This window comes from Psychrobacter sp. NPDC078501 (genome assembly GCF_044900935.1).
Lineage (GTDB): Bacteria > Pseudomonadota > Gammaproteobacteria > Pseudomonadales > Moraxellaceae > Psychrobacter.
The window spans coordinates 373,473-389,283 of record NZ_JBJDOS010000003.1 but is presented as its reverse complement, the minus strand read 5'-3'; the positions used below and the strand labels follow the sequence as shown (position 1 = coordinate 389,283).

Genomic DNA, 15,811 nt, shown 5'->3' with positions numbered 1-15,811 from the left:
TATTAGTATCGAACTTATTGAGGCCCTTTATGAGCAATCTGCAGCAACCTGTTTTGACTACTCTAAATATCGCTACACGTCAAAGTCCTTTAGCCTTATGGCAGGCTGAGCATATTCGTGATCGTTTATTGGCGTTGTATCCCAATCTGACGATTAATTTACTAAAAATTGTCACTAAGGGTGACAAGATTTTGGACACACCTTTGGCCAAAATCGGTGGCAAAGGATTATTTGTAAAAGAGCTTGAGCAAGCGCTGTATGACAAACAAGCAGATATTGCAGTGCACTCGCTAAAAGATGTACCGATGCAGCTTCCTGAAGGCCTAACATTAGGCGTCTACTGTAAACGCGCCTCACCAACAGATGCCTTTGTCTCAAACACTTATAATAGTATTGATGAGCTACCACAAGGTGCAGTCGTTGGGACATCGAGTTTACGTCGTCAATGCCAGATCAAAGCCTATCGTCCTGACCTGCAAATCAAAACCTTGCGCGGCAATGTTGGCACTCGTTTGGGCAAGCTAGATGCTGGTGAATACGATGCCATTATTCTGGCAACCAGCGGCTTGCAACGTATTGAGCTGGACGAGAGAATACGCGGTGAGCTTGATATCGCAGCTTGCCTACCTGCAGTCGGGCAAGGTGCCTTAGCAATCGAATGCCGTGAAGGCGATGAAGAAGTACTTAAATTACTTGCACCACTCAATGATGATAAAGCCCGTATTCGACTTATTGCTGAGCGTGCTCTGAACCGTCATTTAGAGGGCGGTTGCCAAGTACCGATCGCCGCTTATGCAGTTCTGCAGACAGCTGAAGAAACCAGCGTTAATAATGATAACAATGGTGATAATGGCAATAACGACAGCGGGAATGTGCTGTGGCTACGCGGTCGAGTGGGTCAGGCCGATGGTAGCGAATTGTTGAAGGCAGACAAACGAGCTACGTTGGTTGGGACACAAGCTGAGCAAGAAGCCCAAGCCAACCAATTGGGTATCGATGTCGCAGAAATGCTACTTGCCGATGGCGCAGGAGATATTTTGTCAGCCATTTATCAGCCTGAGTAGTAAAAGTACAGTTGCTATAGGTTTGATTAACCGTAAGATAGGCTGATCTAAGCATCAGCCATTTTTATATACTTAAGCCTTTTTCATTCGTTTTTGTCATGGTATATCGATGTCATCAGTGCCAACTCAATCTACATACATAACTTCTCATAAGAATTATTCTAATGAGAAGTCAAAAGTAATGCCGCGAATTGTCATCAATACTCGCCCAGTAGAGCGAGCAGCACCGCTGACTCAGCATTTGCAAGCGGCAGGATTGATAGTGGTTGAGATGCCAATGTTGACGCTACGACCACGTCCAACAACTGATTTAGATGTTGCATTAATGCGTCAGTGGATGGCGGGGGAGTACAAAGCGCTTGTTATCGTCAGTCCAACTGCGGCAGCTTCAGGGCTAGTCGCTTGGCAATCACTTGAACATGAAAAGCGTAAATACAAAGCGAAAGACGGTAATGACAACTATGCGCAGAGATTGTCAAAAGGTTTGTCATTACCTAGCCCTCTGGTTGCGGTTGGTGAAGCAACGGCAGCAGAGTTCAGTCAGGTGCGTATAGATACAACAGACTATCAAATACTTCAGCCTGAGACGGCCAATAACGAAGGCATGCTAGCAATGCCTGAAATTGATAGCTTACAAGCAGACGATAAATTGCTGATATGGCGCGGGCTTGGTGGACGACGATTATTGGTTGATACATTGCAGGCGCGCGGTGTACATATCGATAGTATTGCGTGGTACGAGCGTACGATGCCTATCGATGCAATGGCTGAGTATCAGCAATGGCAACAAGATTTTCTTACTCATAGTATTGCGTCAGATATTGCTCTACTAAAGCAGCCAAAGCCAATTGTCGTGATCAGTAGTGCGGCGGCTTTTGAGCATTGGTCAAATATCGTCAATGATGGTCAATCAAAGATAATAAACAAAGAGCAAAATTCTGATGCAGTGGCTGATACAACACAGCGGCTTTCGCTTACGTTAAAAGATTTTTCTTACGTTGTATTAGGAGAGCGTCTTGCCAATATGGTTGCCGCACAGCAGTTGAGCTACTGGCGAGTAGAGGATTTGTCGCCAGCTACGATTCTCTCAGCCATTCATTCTAAAATATAATACCTAAAACTTTTCATTTGCTTTAAACATGTTTATCTATACCAATAACGGTACTGCCTTATGTCAATGAATTCTGAGTCCTTATCCAAGGATCCTTCTACTGTTCAGCAGCGCCGGCAAGCAAATATTTTGCTGCTACGGATGCAATGGCTGGTTATCTTATTGCTGATCGCTGCATTATTATGGCTATATATTAGTCAGCAGCGCTTTCAGCATAGTGTCAACGATCGTTTGCAGAGTAATGAGCAAGTAATCAGTCGACTAAACGAAATGGACGATCGTCTATTTGCCATGAGTCAGCAGACGCTGCCAGAGCCTAGAGTTAAGGCCAGTAGCCAAGCTCAGAATCAGTTAGATCTGTTGCGTATCCAAATCAAAGCTGCTGATAGACTGTTGGCAGATAGTAATGATAGTGCCGCGATTGAGTTATTGCGAGGTCTACATTGGCAGTTATCGCAAAGCAGTAATGAGATTGCGCCTGCGCTAACCATCGTTATCAAGCAAAGTTTGCTCAACGATATTGAGCGTCTGCAGGCACAAAGCTCACAGCCAAGCCCATGGCAAATACAAAATCTTGCGATTCAAAACATTCAGGAATTTTTGCACAGTCATGAGCGTCTTGGCAGTTATGAAGGTACGGATTTACAGCGTCGAGAGCTGGTAGATGCAGCTACTGAGAACAGGCAGCAGCTCAAAACAACCAATGCTACTGATACCTCAGCGACTAATGACGCAAATCTAACGCGTCGTCAGCTCACTATCCATGAAGTCATCATGACGTTGAATTTAGCAAGCCAAGCCAGCAATATGCGTAAGCAGGATCAACTTGTCAGCTATTTGACGCAAGCACGCAAACAATTAAAAACGTTGGTGCCTAAGGCCTCAAATAGCGACAATAAAAAGTCAGTACAAGCTGGCGCGATTGGCATTGTACAAGCCGATAAAAAACCAATCGATGGTCAGAGTAATCTTGAGACAATGAAAGCACCGAGTGACATACCAGAAGTAATTGTATGGCTAAATCAATTGATTGCTCATGCACCCAAACCAACGCCATTATTGACGACAGAAATCTTAGACAAGCCTCAACGCTAACGAGAGTTAGTCGCAATAGCTAATACAGAAAATATAAAACGTAAGGTAAGCAATGACCCATTTTAATGAAAGCTCAACATCTATATCTGATACAGCAAACGAACACTGCCCTGAATTACTAGCTCATTACCCTGTTATACATCATCAGCCTATCCAGTGGGGAGAGATGGATGCCTTCAATCACCTGAATAATGTGGTTTACTATCGTTACGCTGAGTCAGCACGCATAAGTTATCTGCATGCGCTAGGAATGTTTGATGGTAGTATGGTCACTGTTTTAGCTCAGTCTAGCTGTCAGTATTTACGCCCAGTTACCTATCCTGATACACTATTATTAGGTGTTCGCTGTAAGCGTTTAGGCAATACAAGTATGGCGATGGAATATAGTTACTATAGTACTGCGCAAGAGATCATCGTTGCTACGGCAGAGGCTGTGGTAGTACGTCTGGATAGTGATGGAAAAGGTAAATTGCCATGGACAGCAGCAGAGCGTCAACAGCTGCTAGCATTGGAAGCCAAGTTTGGTCATACGCCTGAGCTTTAGGTTGGTTCCTATGTGAGTCGATTGTTCATTTTTTCAAAAAAATTATTATAAATTAAAAGCTAAAAACAAAAAAGGCACGCTAATATAATGTCAGCGTGCTTTTTTAATAACTCATCATTCAACTATTTTCTTAAACAGTTTTTAGTCTTGCTGCGGTGCATGAACAAAATCAACCACGTTTAGATCAAAACCTGATAAAGCAAAAAACTTCATTGGCGATGATAATAAGCGCATATCACGGACACCTAAGTGACGTAATATCTGTGCACCAACGCCGATACTACGATAAGGTTGCTGTGTAATGGTTGATTGCGACTCATTATCTGCGGCTTTGTCCAGCGCGTCTCCCAAATCAACTGGCTGATTGCTACCAATCCATACCAGCACACCACGATCTGAAGCACTGATTTCTTCTAGTGCTGACTGTACGCTCCAACCACTACGGCCAGTCATATCATTTTTAGCTGCAAACAAATCGCGTAATGGGTGGAAGCCATGCACGCGTACAGTGCTGACGCCTTCGCTAACATCACCTTTTACCAAGGCTAAATGTGTTTCTTCAGCGCCAAACTCACGGAAGCGATGTAGCGTAAAAGTACCGTGTTCAGTTTCAAACGGATGTGACTCAATTTCTTCTACCGTTTGCTCATTAGCGATACGATAATTGATAAGGTCAGCAATCGTACCTATCTTGATGTCATGCTCTTTTGCAAATATTTCAAGGTCGTCACGGCGCGCCATCGTACCATCTGCATTGATAATCTCTACAATCACCGCTGCAGGCTCTAGACCTGCTAAACGTGCTAAATCACAACCGGCTTCTGTATGGCCTGCACGGTGAAGAACACCGCCGTTTTGTGCCATAATTGGAAAAATATGTCCAGGCTGAACGATGTCTTCAGGTTTTGCTGACGAAGATACCGCTGCTTGAATAGTACGTGCACGATCACCAGCAGAAATACCCGTGGTGACGCCTTCAGCCGCTTCAATCGAGACAGTAAAGTTGGTGCTAAACTTAGCCTCGTTACGATCTGACATTAGTGGCAATGCCAATTGCTGGCAACGTGCTTGTGATAAGGTCAAACAAACTAGACCACGCGCGTGAGTAATCATAAAATTAATATCTTCAGGGCGGACATGCGTCGCTGCCATGATGATGTCACCTTCGTTTTCGCGGTCTTCATCATCCATCAAGATGACCATTTTTCCAGCACGAATGTCTTCGATAATCTCAGGGATTGCATTTAAACTCATAGTAAATCTCAATGTTTTATTATTTATAAATAGGTGTCATTTAGAATATAGGGCTCTATCTGCTTATTGTAGCAGTAGATAATACAAAGCGCTGTTACGGTCAAGCAAAGCGCTACTACGGTCAAGTAAATCGCGCTATAAGCAATATAATTTGATATAAAAGTGACTCGCTTAATTGCCTGTATATATCATTATGAGGTTATTTTAACGCTTTTCAGCGTCACGTGCTGCGCCATCTTCCCACTATATCGTTCAGTATGTCAAAAATAGTCATAAATATTATCAATGACCATTAAAACTGACTCGTAAATCTGTGCGTTATCTTTTTTATTGATCTGTATCACAGTTAGTCATTGCTCGCTGCTTGGCTTTTTAACCAATCCGTAAATTGCTTACTGTGCTGCTCACGCTGGTTATCTGCAAACTCGTAGAAACTGGTACCAATCAAATTATCTGGTAAGTAGCTCTGAGGATAGTAATGGTTAGGATAATCATGCGGATAAGCATAACCTTGACCATAGCCTTGACTACGCATCAATTTGGTCACGCCATTGCGCAAATGTAGCGGTACAGGTGAGGCATCTTTTTCAGCCAACGCCATTGCAGCATTGATCGCTTTGTAAGTGCTATTACTCTTGGCACTGGTCGCTAGATACACCACAACTTGACCTAAAATAATACGCGCTTCTGGCATACCAATAGATTGCACACTACGCAATGCCGCATCAGCTAGGAGTAAAGCATTAGGATTGGCATTACCAATATCTTCACTGGCCAAAATCACTAAGCGCCGCGCAATAAAATCAGCAGGCTCGCCGCCTACGAGCATACGTGCCATCCAATATAATGCCGCATCCGGATCGGAGCCACGGACTGACTTTATCATCGCTGAGATAATATCGTAATGCTGCTCACCATCTTTGTCATATCTTACCAAAGCAGTCTGTGCCACTCGGCTGACCAATTCATCATCAATAATCACTGGCGACTGCTTAGCATCAGCGGTCTGAATGGCTAACTCTAATAAGTTTAGCGCTTTTCTAGCATCACCGTGGGCCAATTGACTAATAGTATCTTTTGCTTGTAAATCGACGGTTAGTTTTTTGAGTATATTATCTTCTGAAAGGGCTCGTTGCAGCACGGCACTTATCTGCTCAGGTGTTAACGGCTCTAAACGATAAACTTGGCAACGTGATAGTAGAGCATTGTTGACGCTAAATGATGGGTTCTCAGTGGTAGCGCCAATCAGAGTAATATCACCGGACTCTACTGCGCCCAATAGCGCATCTTGTTGTGCTTTATTAAAGCGATGAATCTCATCAATGAAGACCACAGGTGATTCAAATGCCAGTGAGTCTTTATTATCTAAGACTTCGCGTAACTGTTTGACCCCAGTATTTAACGCAGAGAGCGCATGAAAAGGTCGATTAACGGCATCGGCTAACAACATCGCAATGGTTGTTTTGCCAATACCTGCTTCCCCATGCAAAATAATCGAGGGTAGATGCCCTTGATCTACTAAACGTCGTAACGGTGCGCCAGCTGCCAGCAAATGCTCTTGACCAATAATATCGGTAAGAGAAGTAGGGCGCATACGCTGAGCAAGTGGGGTATCGGCGTGGAAGTTAGGTGGCATAAGACTCTCGATCGGAAAATAAAAAACTATCTACTAGCTGCAAAGGTAGTAACGGCAAAGCCTCTATAGTTAAATCCAAATAACAGCATACTAGGCTACCTTTATCATTTTAATGAGGTTTCAACACTCATATACGTTTGGCATGATTTTCGCAGCAATTTTATAATAGTAATGAGTATTAGACATCAGCAGTAGAAGTAGGCTAGTTTATAAGGATGGTACTTGTTATAAGTCATACGTGCTAGGTTAGCGCAAAAATATGTTAATGAAAGCTAACTAAGCGTATAGCTTGTGTCCCGAGTACTTTAGTTTTCATCATTCATCTATATTAACGGCTCTACTATTAACAGTTCTACCGTATCGATGGGAAAAGTTGGCTAATTGCGACTGTTAACTATTAACTATTAAAAACTAAAAATGGCTTATCAAATATAAGGTATTGCATTAACGATGTCTGAACTGACTCTTAAACGCTTATTCAATCGCTACTTGCGTAGTGATACAGGCAAGCAGCAATCACGTTATCTGACAGCTGGCGAGATAGCGTTGGCGTATTCAGTATTTGGTGACAGCATCAAACTTGATGAAGTGCAGTTAAAGACAGCGTGGTGGGTACTAAAACATTATGCCGTCAGCCCTAATGGCAATATTTACTTTAATTCAGTTGATTGGATTACGGATTTTAGCGAAGCTCCACTGAGCAAACAAAGCTGGCTCATACACGAGCTAACGCACGTATGGCAGTTACAGCAAGGCTTAAAAGTGGTACGCGGAGCAATCATCAACCGAAAATATGACTACGTGTTAGAAACAGGTAAATCGTTCTTTAAGTATGGTATTGAACAGCAGGCACGCATGGTACAAGACTATTTTGTCCGTCGTCAGCGTGGTCAGAATTGCCAAGAGTGGGAAGCTTGTATTCCATTTTTGATGGTGCAGCCTATTGTTAAGACAAAAAATACTGATAATCCATCAGTCATCTAATTTTCAAGCTTAAGATTAAGCTTGGCTGTGATAAGTCATAACCGAGCTATAGAACGATTGAGCTATACATTAACTGAAACATAGGTCAGTCGGATAAATACTGGATAACTATATTGGACGATTTAACAGTTAATTGTATCGCTAAAAATCAAAGAATAATGAACCGTAATTGTAACTTACCCTTTAATAATTTTGCTTTACCAAAGGATATGCACTCTCATGTTTAAATTTTTGTCAGTAAAGCCTAATGTTGATACCCGCTACCCACCGACTTTGCTTGTAGCTGCATTGTCAGGAGTATTGTTTTTGACAGGCTGTCAGCAGTCTGACACATCGCCTGTAGCTGATGACAGTCAAACCAGTGAAAAAACAAGCGTAGAAGACAGTCAGCCTATGCCAAAAAGTGACTCAGCTGCTGCGCGCATAAAACAGTTTCAGCCGATATATGTCGCACAGGCACAGAGTTTACAGAGACGATTGCAAGCAGAATATGAGTCATTGCAAGCGGCAGATGCGTCAGACAGTGAGGAACTTTTATTACTGAATACTAATAATAGTGAAAATACAGATAATAATGAAGTAGCGACCGATGATACCGCTCTTATTGCAAATACTATTGCTACCAGTTCTGAAGAAGTAGCGTCATCGAATATCGATATCGCCCCGATAGACAGCAATCCAGATGTAGATGCAGAGGTTGACGTCAATACTAGCACTGAAGTTGGTGAGCGTGATTTAACGGTTTTAAAACGCATCAGTCTTGAGCCGCGCAAACCTGTTATGTTGACCGAGGACCAAATTATAGAACGCTATCAGCAAACCATGGATGCCTTATATCAACCGGTGACAACACCGCTGAGCGCAGAGGATTCTGATACATTAATCAATATGGCGACGTTGGTGCCGCAGTTATTTGAGCATGCAGAGATTGCTGGTAGAGTAAGTGCAAAAAGTCCGGCACTTGCCCGTTTAATTATTCAGCATCAGGTATGGGAACAAATAGAAGCTCAACAAGTGGTTGATATGCAGCAAATGAAGCAGAAGCAGCAACAAGAGTTTGAAGTTCTAATGGCTAAGTTTAATGAAACTATCGAAGGATACGATGAACAGATTGCCAAATATGAGCAAACGTTAAAAGAGTTTCAGTAACTGACTATATTTTTATGAACTTATTTAGTTAGTCATTTCTCATAAAACAGTCAATATCAAATAACGAGAGTTAAGACAATAAAAAATCCCGCACGATGGCGGGATTTTTTATTGGATAACGTTTATTTTTGCTTACTTGCGATCTTCAACTTTTACAAAATCACGGCGCGTTTCACCAGTGTATAACTGACGTGGACGACCGATTTTGAACGGTGCACTGTGCATTTCTAACCAATGGCTGATCCAACCTGAAGTACGAGCCAATGCAAAGATTACGGTAAACATTGACGTTGGGATACCAATGGCTTTCAAAATGATACCAGAGTAGAAATCAACGTTTGGATATAAGTTACGCTCGATGAAGAACGGGTCTTCTAACGCAATTTTCTCTAATGCCATCGCCAATTCAAGCTTAGGATCGTTGATACCTAGTGCTTCTAGTACTTCATCACAGGTCTCTTTCATTACTTGAGCGCGTGGATCGAAGTTTTTGTAAACACGGTGACCAAAGCCCATTAGCTTCACTTCACGGCTCTTCACTTTTTCCATAAATTCAGGCACGTTCTCAACAGTACCGATTTCATCTAGCATCTCAAGAACAGCTTCGTTCGCGCCGCCATGTGATGGTCCCCATAGGGCTGCGATACCAGCAGCGATACACGCATAAGGGTTTGCGCCAGTAGAACCAGCTAAACGTACTGTTGACGTAGAAGCGTTTTGCTCATGGTCAGCGTGCAAGGTAAAGATTTTGTCCATTGCGCGAGTGATAACGTCGTTTTTCTCGTAGTCTACGTCAGCAGGCGTTGCAAACATCATGTATAAGAAGTTTTCTGCGTAGTTAAAGTCGTTACGCGGATACATGAACGGTTCGCCTTGTGAGTATTTATAACTCATCGCAGCAAGCGTAGGCATCTTAGCAATCAAACGAATAGCTGTGATTTCGCGATGTTCTTCATTGCTCACGTCTAGGTCTTCATGATAGAACGCTGATAAGGCACCAACGACACCAACCATAATAGCCATTGGATGCGCGTCACGGCGGAAGCCTTCAAAGAACTTACGCAGTTGATCATGAACAGGAGTATGCTCACGGATTTTTTCAAAAAATTCTGCTTTTTGCTCAGCAGTAGGTAGGTCGCCATGTAAAAGTGCATAAGCAACTTCTAGGTATTCAGCATTGTTCGCTAGCTCGTCGATAGGGTAGCCGCGGTGTAATAACTCGCCTTTGCCACCATCAATATAAGTAATCTTTGATTCAACAGGAGCAGTTACTTTAAAACCAGGGTCATAAGACCAAAATCCTGATTCTTGTAAAGCAGCAATATCGATAACTGGGCGCCCTAAAGTACCTTTAATAATAGGAAGTTCGTATTCTTCACCATTCACGGTTAGTTTGGCATTAGTATCAGCCATAAATTGCTCTCCATTGGTTTGACTTGTTAGAATAAATTACTACAGACGCATACCCTCGCGTCATTGTCGGTTGAACGGTAAAAGTGCATTCAACTCATTTAGTACGCAGGGTATATTAGCAGCAATTCTTGATGATTTGAAAAAACTTTTATGGACCATGTGTCCAATTGGCGCGGTGTGGCGGTAGTTATTCGCTGTAATTTTTGTATCAAAATATGTCTGTCAGGTTATTTTGCTTAAAATTCCTCTATTTTTGAGCAAGTTTATAGCAGCATTACCGGACCAGTATTTTGGGTTTTTAAATATATTTTAGAGACAAAACTCATAAATAATGACACCAAAAACTGGCAGACTATGCCTAGTAAGCGGATTAAAGTTTGTCATAATAATCACTGTTAAAACCAGTATTATCCTTATTCATTCATTTATTGATTAAATATGTATATATTCTTACTGAATGGATAAATTTGTAATTATCGCTCAGGCATTTTATAATTGTAGGAATTAACTGGCACTAGCTTTGCGCAAATTAATAAATGACCATGTTATAGTGTCGTTCAGAGCGTCTTCTATTCATGCTTATTTACGATTGTCTGGTGTTACGATAGACCAAACCGCATTCTATGGTTTGAATTTTCTTCTTAACCAATATTTTTATTTGTTTGGCACAAGATTTTGAGTGCCTAATATAAGGTCTGCTCTGATATAGAAGACATAGTAACGTTGTCTTACTATTCATACGACCTCTAAAATAGACTGGTTAGTCGATGTTACTCATGTTTATTCTCTTTGTTGTATAATAGATAGGTTGTTTGATAGGCCTGTCGATTCGACAAGCGACATTGAACAGTCTATCAATACCTTTATATACATGATCCTTTCTTCATATTTAGCGCAAACTAAACGAAGTCAGCTAGCTCTTCCTTACTTTATTCGTCTCGTGTGTTGCTCAATGCTCAATTGGCACTATTTATGTCAGGCGTTGATAGCAGATACAGGAGTATAACCGCAAAAGGATGCCCGCTGTGAAAAGCAACCGACCTATTGATCTGCCTTTAAGCCAAGTGATTAGCGTTAATCGCTCACCGATCGCGATCGCCTCTATCTTGCATCGTATCTCTGGCATTATTTTATTTTTATTGATTCCTGTCATGTTATGGATACTACAGAACTCATTGGCATCGCCTGAGAGTTTTGCGACCGTATTTGACAATGTACTTGTGCGCTTTTTGGCATGGATATTTGTTGCCGCCATTGCATATCATTTTGTAATGGGTATCAAACATTTATTTGCTGATATGGGTATGAACGAAGAGCTAAAATCTGGCCGCACTGCCTCTATGGTCAGTTTTGTGATTGCAGCGATTTTAGTTGTCGCGTCATTTGTATGGGTGATGTTCTAATGATAAAAAATGATTCAGGAATCAAAAGTGCTACTGGTCTGACAGGTTCAGGCTCACGTGATTGGATTGTCCAGCGTATTAGTGCTGTTGTTTTAGCCGTTTATAGTGTGGTATTGCTGGGCTTCTTTTTGACCCATGGTGATGTCACTTTTGTTGAATGGTCATCATTTATGACCAGCCTACCAATGCGTCTATTCAGCTTGGTTGCAGTACTTGCCCTAGCTGGTCATGCTTGGGTTGGGATGTGGACAGTATTTACTGACTATATTACATCTGGCAAGATGGGTGAAAGTGCGCCAAGACTACGTTTGGTATTACAGACTTTGATGATTATCGCTATTTTAGTATTTCTATTTTGGGGCATCATGATTTTTTGGGGTAACGGTTTCGGTATCGCTGCCGTTTAACCATCTCATAAAAAGCTCTGATATTTATATAACGACGGATGCATCCAACTGATACATTAGTTGGCAAAGTGTTTTAGAGTCATCCGTTGATAGCCAAGAATAGTCATAGCATTGGACTGGCATTACTGATCAGCTAATCTGATTATAGTTGAGTAGGCTTAGTTCAGTATAACGATAGATATGCAAATTAAGTGATTAATGACTATTAAGACTCTTTATTTTATAAGCTTAGAAATGGCTAAATAGTAAGCCTTTATAGCTGTAATAGAGATGTCTCAAAAGTCTTTAATTTACTTTTATGCATTAACAGGCATTAGGAAAACCGTAATGGCAACTAGACAAGACAATACCATTAGTAATATCAAGACCTTAAACTACGATGCAGTTATCGTTGGTGGCGGTGGCTCAGGTATGCGTGCTTCATTGCATTTAGCGGAAGCGGGCATGAAGGTTGCAGTCCTTACCAAAGTATTCCCAACGCGTTCGCACACGGTTGCCGCTCAGGGTGGTATCGGTGCAAGTTTGGGTAACATGAGTAATGACAACTGGCACTTTCACTTTTATGATACCGTTAAAGGATCAGATTGGTTGGGTGACCAAGACGCTATCGAATATATGTGCCGTGAAGCGCCAAAAGTAGTCTATGAGCTTGAGCACATGGGCATGCCGTTTGACCGTAACGAAGATGGTACGATTTATCAGCGTCCGTTCGGTGGTCACACGTCTAACTATGGCGAAAAAGCAGTACAACGTGCTTGTGCCGCTGCTGACCGTACAGGTCACGCACTACTACATACGCTATATCAGAAAAATCTAGAGCAGGGCACTGAGTTCTTTATCGAGTGGATCGCCCTTGATTTGATCAAAGACGAAGCTGGTAACATCAACGGTGTCGTCGCGCTTGAGCAAGAGACGGGTACTATCGCTGTATTCCAGTCACCAATTACTGTCCTAGCGACAGGTGGTGCTGGTCGTATCTTCGCCGCTTCTACCAACGCTTATATCAATACTGGTGACGGTATTGGCATGGCAGTACGTGCTGGCATTCCATTGCAAGACATGGAGTTCTGGCAGTTCCACCCAACTGGTGTCCATGGAGCAGGTGTACTATTGACTGAAGGTTGCCGCGGTGAAGGTGCTATCTTGCGTAACAAGGATGGTGAAGCGTTCATGGAGCGTTATGCACCAACCGTGAAAGACTTGGCACCGCGTGATTTAGTATCACGCTCTATGGACCAAGAGATTAAAGAAGGCCGTGGTTGTGGTCCTAATGCTGATCATATCGTAATGGATATGACGCATCTAGGTGTTGAAACCATCATGAAGCGTCTACCATCAGTATTTGAGATTGGTAAAAACTTCGCCAACGTTGACATCACTAAAGAGCCAATTCCAGTAATCCCAACCATTCACTACATGATGGGCGGTATTCCAACCACTATTCATGGTCAAGTGATTGTACCGGATCTAGACGCAGGTACTGATGAAGACGGCCTATATGCTAAAGGCAATGTGGTTAAAGGTCTTTATGCAATCGGCGAGTGTGCTTGTGTAAGTGTACATGGTGCTAACCGTCTAGGTACGAACTCTCTACTAGATCTATTGGTATTTGGCCGTGCAGCTGGTAAGCATATCGTTGATGAATTCCATCATGCTGATCATAACTACAAGCCACTTGATCCACGCGTACTTGATTTTACAGTGAAGCGTTTAGACAAATTGCAACAGTCTACTGAAGGCTACAATGCTCAAGACGTAGCTGATGAGATTCGTGCTACGATGCAAAAACACGCTAGTGTGTTCCGTACGCAAGCGATGATGGACGAAGGCGTTGAGAAGATTTTAGCGCTAGGTGAAAAAATCGACAAGATTCATCTTGGCGATAAATCACAAGTGTTCAACACAGCACGTATTGAAGCATTCGAAGTTGCTAACTTATATGAGGTAGCAAAAGCGACAATGATATCTGCAGCGAAGCGTCATGAAAGCCGCGGCGCACACAGTGTATCTGACTATGATCGTCCAGAAGATGATGATTACGCACCTAACGGCCGTAATGACCACGATTGGATGAAGCATACTTTGTGGTACTCTGAAGGCAATCGCATCATTTATAAGCCAGTACGTAAAGTGCCATTAACTGTTGATTATATCGAACCAAAAGTTCGCGTCTACTAGTTCTAGACTGCATACTTTATATATAGTTGATAGATAACAGCAGTGTTAACGTTTTATCCCTTATTAATTTATTAAAAAGGTGACCGCCAGCTACATGCTCATGCCAGCGCTACTACGCTATTAATTGGTATCCGATACTGGTTATCAGTACTGATTAATAGCTAGCGCAAATATGTTGCAATCTTTGTATGCCCGCCATCACCTACGTGTGGAGTTTAGCATTATGAGCCGAGGTACTCGCACCATCGAAATCTATCGCTACGATCCTGATCTGGACGCAGCGCCACGCATGCAAACTTATACGATTGAGCTACTTGATTCAGATCGTATGTTGCTTGACGTATTATTACGCCTAAAGAAAGAAGATGAAACGCTTACTTTCCGTCGCTCTTGCCGCGAAGGTATTTGTGGCTCTGACGGCATGAACATCAATGGTAAAAACGGTTTGGCATGTCTAATCAACATGAACACGCTACCAGAAAAAGTAACGGTTCGTCCGCTACCTGGTTTGCCAGTGGTTCGTGATTTGGTTGTTGATATGAACCAGTTCTATGAGCAGTATGAAAAAGTACATCCATACTTAATTAATGATCAGCCAGCACCGCCAACAGAGCGTTTACAGTCGCCTGAACAGCGTGAAAAGCTGAACGGTCTATACGAATGTATTCTATGTGCTTGCTGTTCAACCAGCTGCCCATCTTTCTGGTGGAACCCTGATAAGTTCCTAGGTCCATCAGCATTACTGCATGCTTATCGCTTCGTTGCTGATAGCCGTGACGTTGATACTCAAGCACGTTTAGCTCGCTTAGACGATCCGTTTAGCTTGTTCCGTTGCCGCGGTATCATGAACTGTGTATCAGTTTGTCCAAAAGGATTGAATCCAACCAAAGCGATCGGTCATCTACGTAATATGTTGATTGACCAAGCTGGTTAAGCATAAGTAATTGATCTTTATAGTTACTATACGAAAAACACCACCTATTCATTAGGTGGTGTTTTTGTTAGTTAAAAAGCTGATATATAGGTTTACTACTTTTTATAGCTAACTTGTTATCTAAAGAATAGGATAAATTCGGCCTATTGAAAAATAGGTATCAAACGATTTAAGAGTAAAACTGTATGGTCAATACGTTGGTCGTATGTAAGAAGAAATAATATATAGACAATCACCCTATATAATCGAATATAGACATAGTCGAATTTTGGTATAATTGTATTTGGTATTTGATGAGATGATCAAAGCGTCTTTTTTAGCGCTTAATATGTGCCGTTTGAGCAGATTATGACATTATCAGGCTAAAATACTATGCGCACAATGATTATGCGTTTATAATTGATGATAGATATTCATTACATAAATACCTAGTATTGAACAAACAAACTATGTCGCAAAAAATGGACATGATAATCTATACAGCAATGTATGTCTGTCTGAAAAGGCAGGGTTTATCAGCAAATTTAGGGTAGTTCAGCATCAATAACCAGTTTATAGGTTAGCTGAAAATATAATTGTCTATTAATAGCTTATCATTAATGGATTGGTTATGACTCAAAGAAGTATATATAAATTAAT

At 41.9% G+C, this 15,811-nt stretch carries 13 protein-coding genes; 10 read left to right on the top strand and 3 right to left on the bottom strand.

Annotated features, from left to right (window positions below; genetic code table 11):
* Positions 1-29 precede the first annotated feature (29 nt).
* From hemC to ACI2IW_RS07400, 4 genes are all read left to right on the top strand, one after another.
* Entirely contained in the window at positions 30-1,064 is a 1,035-nt protein-coding gene (hemC, locus tag ACI2IW_RS07415) for a hydroxymethylbilane synthase (RefSeq protein WP_404693216.1), read from the top strand.
* A 109-nt stretch (positions 1,065-1,173) separates the two neighbouring features.
* Positions 1,174-2,175 (top strand): uroporphyrinogen-III synthase, encoded by a 1,002-nt coding sequence (locus ACI2IW_RS07410; protein WP_404693215.1) that lies wholly within the window; start codon positions 1,174-1,176, stop codon positions 2,173-2,175.
* Positions 2,176-2,235: 60 nt separating this feature from the next.
* Positions 2,236-3,270, top strand: a complete 1,035-nt coding sequence (locus tag ACI2IW_RS07405) for a hypothetical protein (RefSeq protein WP_404693214.1) — start codon at positions 2,236-2,238, stop codon at positions 3,268-3,270.
* Positions 3,271-3,322: 52 nt separating this feature from the next.
* Positions 3,323-3,814, top strand: coding sequence for an acyl-CoA thioesterase (locus ACI2IW_RS07400; RefSeq protein WP_404693213.1), 492 nt, complete (start codon positions 3,323-3,325; stop codon positions 3,812-3,814).
* Between the two features lie 141 nt (positions 3,815-3,955).
* Here the strand turns inward: ACI2IW_RS07400 and ribBA are convergent, their stop codons facing one another.
* On the bottom strand, positions 3,956-5,068 hold the full coding sequence (ribBA, locus tag ACI2IW_RS07395; RefSeq protein ID WP_057757842.1) for a bifunctional 3,4-dihydroxy-2-butanone-4-phosphate synthase/GTP cyclohydrolase II: 1,113 nt from the start codon (positions 5,066-5,068) through the stop codon (positions 3,956-3,958).
* Between the two features lie 346 nt (positions 5,069-5,414).
* Positions 5,415-6,704: a replication-associated recombination protein A gene (locus ACI2IW_RS07390; protein ID WP_404693212.1), complete on the bottom strand. Its 1,290-nt coding sequence runs from the start codon at positions 6,702-6,704 to the stop codon at positions 5,415-5,417.
* A gap of 450 nt (positions 6,705-7,154) precedes the next feature.
* Here ACI2IW_RS07390 and ACI2IW_RS07385 point away from each other — a divergent pair, with 450 nt between their 5' ends.
* Complete coding sequence (locus ACI2IW_RS07385) at positions 7,155-7,688, top strand: type IV secretion protein Rhs (RefSeq protein ID WP_404693211.1); 534 nt, start codon at positions 7,155-7,157, stop codon at positions 7,686-7,688.
* Positions 7,689-7,907: 219 nt separating this feature from the next.
* Positions 7,908-8,837 (top strand): hypothetical protein, encoded by a 930-nt coding sequence (locus ACI2IW_RS07380; RefSeq protein WP_404693210.1) that lies wholly within the window; start codon positions 7,908-7,910, stop codon positions 8,835-8,837.
* A 132-nt stretch (positions 8,838-8,969) separates the two neighbouring features.
* Here ACI2IW_RS07380 and gltA read toward each other — a convergent pair whose 3' ends face one another.
* Positions 8,970-10,250 carry a citrate synthase gene (gltA, locus tag ACI2IW_RS07375; RefSeq protein WP_057757851.1) on the bottom strand — a complete coding sequence of 427 codons (1,281 nt, stop codon included), beginning with the start codon at positions 10,248-10,250 and terminating at the stop codon, positions 8,970-8,972.
* 1,016 nt (positions 10,251-11,266) lie between these two features.
* On the opposite strand from gltA, the gene sdhC reads away from it, so the two are divergent.
* The 4 genes from sdhC (at position 11,267) to ACI2IW_RS07355 (ending at position 15,172) form a co-directional block, all read left to right on the top strand.
* Positions 11,267-11,653: a succinate dehydrogenase, cytochrome b556 subunit gene (gene sdhC, locus ACI2IW_RS07370; RefSeq protein ID WP_082624524.1), complete on the top strand. Its 387-nt coding sequence runs from the start codon at positions 11,267-11,269 to the stop codon at positions 11,651-11,653.
* A 2-nt stretch (positions 11,654-11,655) separates the two neighbouring features.
* On the top strand, positions 11,656-12,060 hold the full coding sequence (gene sdhD, locus ACI2IW_RS07365; protein ID WP_224737948.1) for a succinate dehydrogenase, hydrophobic membrane anchor protein: 405 nt from the start codon (positions 11,656-11,658) through the stop codon (positions 12,058-12,060).
* Between the two features lie 327 nt (positions 12,061-12,387).
* Complete coding sequence (gene sdhA, locus ACI2IW_RS07360; RefSeq protein ID WP_201547479.1) at positions 12,388-14,238, top strand: succinate dehydrogenase flavoprotein subunit; 1,851 nt, start codon at positions 12,388-12,390, stop codon at positions 14,236-14,238.
* A 223-nt stretch (positions 14,239-14,461) separates the two neighbouring features.
* Positions 14,462-15,172, top strand: a complete 711-nt coding sequence (locus ACI2IW_RS07355) for a succinate dehydrogenase iron-sulfur subunit (protein ID WP_404693209.1) — start codon at positions 14,462-14,464, stop codon at positions 15,170-15,172.
* The last annotated feature ends 639 nt before the right edge of the window (positions 15,173-15,811 follow it).

Coding starts and splice junctions, on each gene's coding strand:
- hemC (WP_404693216.1), top strand. CDS start 30: ATGAGCAATCTGCAGCAACCTGTTTTGACTACTCTAAATATCGCTACA.
- ACI2IW_RS07410 (WP_404693215.1), top strand. CDS start 1,174: ATGTCATCAGTGCCAACTCAATCTACATACATAACTTCTCATAAGAAT.
- ACI2IW_RS07405 (WP_404693214.1), top strand. CDS start 2,236: ATGTCAATGAATTCTGAGTCCTTATCCAAGGATCCTTCTACTGTTCAG.
- ACI2IW_RS07400 (WP_404693213.1), top strand. CDS start 3,323: ATGACCCATTTTAATGAAAGCTCAACATCTATATCTGATACAGCAAAC.
- ribBA (WP_057757842.1), bottom strand. CDS start 5,068: ATGAGTTTAAATGCAATCCCTGAGATTATCGAAGACATTCGTGCTGGA.
- ACI2IW_RS07390 (WP_404693212.1), bottom strand. CDS start 6,704: ATGCCACCTAACTTCCACGCCGATACCCCACTTGCTCAGCGTATGCGC.
- ACI2IW_RS07385 (WP_404693211.1), top strand. CDS start 7,155: ATGTCTGAACTGACTCTTAAACGCTTATTCAATCGCTACTTGCGTAGT.
- ACI2IW_RS07380 (WP_404693210.1), top strand. CDS start 7,908: ATGTTTAAATTTTTGTCAGTAAAGCCTAATGTTGATACCCGCTACCCA.
- gltA (WP_057757851.1), bottom strand. CDS start 10,250: ATGGCTGATACTAATGCCAAACTAACCGTGAATGGTGAAGAATACGAA.
- sdhC (WP_082624524.1), top strand. CDS start 11,267: ATGCCCGCTGTGAAAAGCAACCGACCTATTGATCTGCCTTTAAGCCAA.
- sdhA (WP_201547479.1), top strand. CDS start 12,388: ATGGCAACTAGACAAGACAATACCATTAGTAATATCAAGACCTTAAAC.
- ACI2IW_RS07355 (WP_404693209.1), top strand. CDS start 14,462: ATGAGCCGAGGTACTCGCACCATCGAAATCTATCGCTACGATCCTGAT.